This is a genomic window from Parafrankia sp. FMc2, from assembly GCF_041008525.1.
Classification (GTDB): domain Bacteria; phylum Actinomycetota; class Actinomycetes; order Frankiales; family Frankiaceae; genus Parafrankia.
Window position 1 is genome coordinate 1 of record NZ_JBFLUG010000316.1, and the last position, 2,843, is coordinate 2,843.

Annotated in this window: 4 protein-coding genes and 2 pseudogenes; 2 read left to right on the top strand and 4 right to left on the bottom strand. The window is 65.6% G+C overall.

What is annotated here, in order from left to right; genetic code table 11:
• Positions 1–207 precede the first annotated feature (207 nt).
• A pseudogene (locus AB1460_RS36670) lies at positions 208–399 on the bottom strand (transposase); the annotation flags it as partial.
• Between the two features lie 145 nt (positions 400–544).
• Between AB1460_RS36670 and AB1460_RS36675 the strand changes: the two are divergent.
• Positions 545–739, top strand: a pseudogene (locus AB1460_RS36675) (transposase); the annotation flags it as partial.
• A gap of 188 nt (positions 740–927) precedes the next feature.
• On the opposite strand, the gene AB1460_RS36680 reads toward AB1460_RS36675, so the two are convergent.
• The 3 genes from AB1460_RS36680 to AB1460_RS36690 all read right to left on the bottom strand — a co-directional run bounded on the left by AB1460_RS36680 (position 928) and on the right by AB1460_RS36690 (position 2,703).
• On the bottom strand, positions 928–1,617 hold the full coding sequence (locus tag AB1460_RS36680; RefSeq protein ID WP_368967109.1) for a protein tyrosine phosphatase: 690 nt from the start codon (positions 1,615–1,617) through the stop codon (positions 928–930).
• A 141-nt stretch (positions 1,618–1,758) separates the two neighbouring features.
• Positions 1,759–2,223, bottom strand: coding sequence for an ISAs1 family transposase (locus AB1460_RS36685; protein WP_420497458.1), 465 nt, complete (start codon positions 2,221–2,223; stop codon positions 1,759–1,761).
• 150 nt (positions 2,224–2,373) lie between these two features.
• Positions 2,374–2,703 (bottom strand): hypothetical protein, encoded by a 330-nt coding sequence (locus AB1460_RS36690; protein ID WP_368967107.1) that lies wholly within the window; start codon positions 2,701–2,703, stop codon positions 2,374–2,376.
• A 16-nt stretch (positions 2,704–2,719) separates the two neighbouring features.
• Here AB1460_RS36690 and AB1460_RS36695 point away from each other — a divergent pair.
• Positions 2,720–2,843 (top strand): transposase (locus tag AB1460_RS36695; RefSeq protein ID WP_368964937.1); only part of this gene is annotated, 124 nt, incomplete at its 3' end.

Here is a 2,843-nt window from a genome sequence, read left to right on the forward strand (position 1 = left end):
GGTGCGGTTCGATCAGTTCCCACTCGCCGTCGGTCAGGTCGCCACGGGTCATACAACCGTGCTACCAGCTGGAGCACCCGAACACGAAAGACGACCATCCCGCCTGTGATCCGGACCCGGAACAGGCTCTAGAGACAATCATGAAGCTTGCTTGCTGACCGACAACTTTGCCGAGGCCCTGGGGCACCACCATGTTGTCATTGACGCGAAGAAAGCCGACGCCGCTTTCAGGATCTCGTTCGCGCGCTTCAACTCGCGGTTCTCACGTTCCAGCTCGGCGATACGCGCGGCGTCCGGCGTGGTGGTTACCGGACGAGTACCCTGATCGACCTCCGCCTGGTTCACCCACAACCGCAGCGTCGCCGGGTGCACATCCAGCCGCTTCGCGACTGTCGAGATCGCATGCGACGCCTCCGCCGGCTTGCTCACGGCGGATCTGCAGCACGAGCCGGACGGAACGGTCACGGAGCTCGTCGGGGTACTTCCTGGGAGTGGGCACGACTCGATCCTCTCAAACGGACCGGCCTCCACCGAACCCGGGGCAGTTCACCTGGCCCGCCTCGCGAAGATCCGCTGGCGGATCGAACACGACTACCGCGAACTCAAAGACGGTCTCGGTCCCGACCACTTCAAAGGCCGCACCTTCACCGGCTGGCGCCGCCACGTCACCCTCATCAGGGTCGCCCAAGCCCTCTGCACCCAGCTCCGCCGCAGCCCAAAAGCCCCTGCGCCGGCCTGACCCTCTACGGAGTCCTCCACACCCTGCTCGCCGTCTGGACCGGCGCCTGCCCCACCTGCCAACAACCCTTCACCCATACACCCAACGCCACACAATGCCTACCCGGCACCACCTAACGAAGTCCTACTGGAGCCGCAACGGCGCTGGCCCGCGTCTACCAATCTGATAGGGAAGGCCAAAATTCGTGGTCAGCTGACCACCTCAGCCCCGAGTAGGACCGTAAGCGCGCGCCCCACCGACTCGAGCGCGGCGTCAATGGTCTCAGCGCAGCTCCGGAACGCGTCCAGCTGCCCCCCGAGCGGATCGATAATGTCGTCGTCGTCAGGATTGATCGGAGGCGCGATGCCACGCGCGGTGGTCCCGAGCTCCAACAGCGCTGTCCCCGCCGCGCGGAGACGCTCCCGCTGATCCTCACCCACCGGCATGGGCGGCAGGGGGCGATATTCGGGCCAGGCAGAGTCGATCAACCGGGCGAATTCGCGCAGGGTGAAAGATCGCCGGACAGCGCGGGGCACAAGCGTGACGGCCTCCGCACGATGCCGCCGCGTTGCGCACAGCACAAGGTCCGCCCCTTCCACCATCGCCGCGGTGAGTTGCCGAGCGCCGAATCCGGCGTACTCCGCTCCTCGTTCGTCCAGCACCGTCGACGCATATGGATGCATGGGTTCACCAACACATGCACGAACCCCCGCGCTGCGGATCGTCACCACCGATTCCAGCGGGCCCTGCCTGCCCGCGATACCCGCTCGCGGCAGGAGATGGGCTAGGCGGGTGACAGCCAGCCGCTCCGCGAGTGGAGAACGACAGATGTTGCCGGTACAGACCATGAGCACCGACCACTCTGCCGGCGTTGCCCTGGTTGCGCAGCGCCCGGCCATCACGCACCTCTCTCCCCGATTATTCCCCTAAATGACGTCACCATCAGCGCCCACATCTGTCGGAAGATCACTTTAGGAAGTCATACCGACACTATCGGGCGCGGCCCTGGTGGCAACGCAGGGCCTCGGCAAAGTTGTCGGTTAGCAAGCAAGCTTGATGATCGTCTGTAGTGGGCGTTCGGGGCGGCGGGCGTGATAGCGGATTCCCGCGGCGATGTTCCTGGTGCCGGCCAGACGCAGGATCGTGATCGCGAGGTTACGTAGGCTGGCCATGACCTGGGGAGCGTTGCCGGTCCGGACCTGACTGAGATCCTCACCGAAAGTGACATCGCGCACCCAGTGCAGCCGGTTCTCGATCAGCCAGTGTTCCCGGGCGAACCCGGCGAGCTGGGTTGGGCTGGCCTGATGAGTCGGCAGGCTGGTGACCAGGTAGGCGACCTCGGTCTCGGCGGGTCCGTCGGCGAGGGGCTGACGTCGGCGGGTGATCCGCACCGCCTGCACGGCGTGCGGGAACAGGATTCCGGCCCGGACCTCGGTGGCTTTCACGATGCGCCGCTCGCGGCGGCCGTGGCCTCGCTCGACGGCACGCGCAACGGTGATCCTCACCTGGCCCCAGGGCAGGGCCGCGAGCTGGGCATACAGGCTGGGCGTGAAGTCGGCCCGGGGCGCGGTGCCGGCCTGGTGGCCGGTCCGTTTCCTCGGGCCGCTTCCCGAACCACGCGGGCATCTTTCGACGCACGTGGCTCTCCAGCGTTGCTACTGCGTGTGAGGTCGCCGATGGATGTCGGTGTGGCAGCGGGCGCAGACGATCAGGGTCTTCCGTCGGCTGGTCCGCATGAATTCCACCCATGATGGCGTGTCTGTCGAGCTGTATCGGTGGAGATCGGAAAGCCGCCTGATGTGGTGGATGGTGATCCCATCAGGTGATGTGCATAGTTCGCAGGTCCCTGCCGTCAGACGGGCGACGAGCTGGCTTTTCCGTCGGGTCGGCCATGCCCCGTCGATGACGCGGGCGTGTTTGTTCCGGCGTAGAGGGTGTTTGAAAAGGGTTGTGTCGGGTAGATAGGAGGGCCGGTGAAGCCTCATGTTGGGGAGGCTGGTGATGGCCGAGCGGCGCCGGTATCCGACTGATCTTTCTGATGTCGAGTGGGAGCTGATCGCTCCGTTGATTCCCGATCCCAAACCTGGTGGCCGGCCGGTGGCGCATGAACGCCGGGAAATCGTGA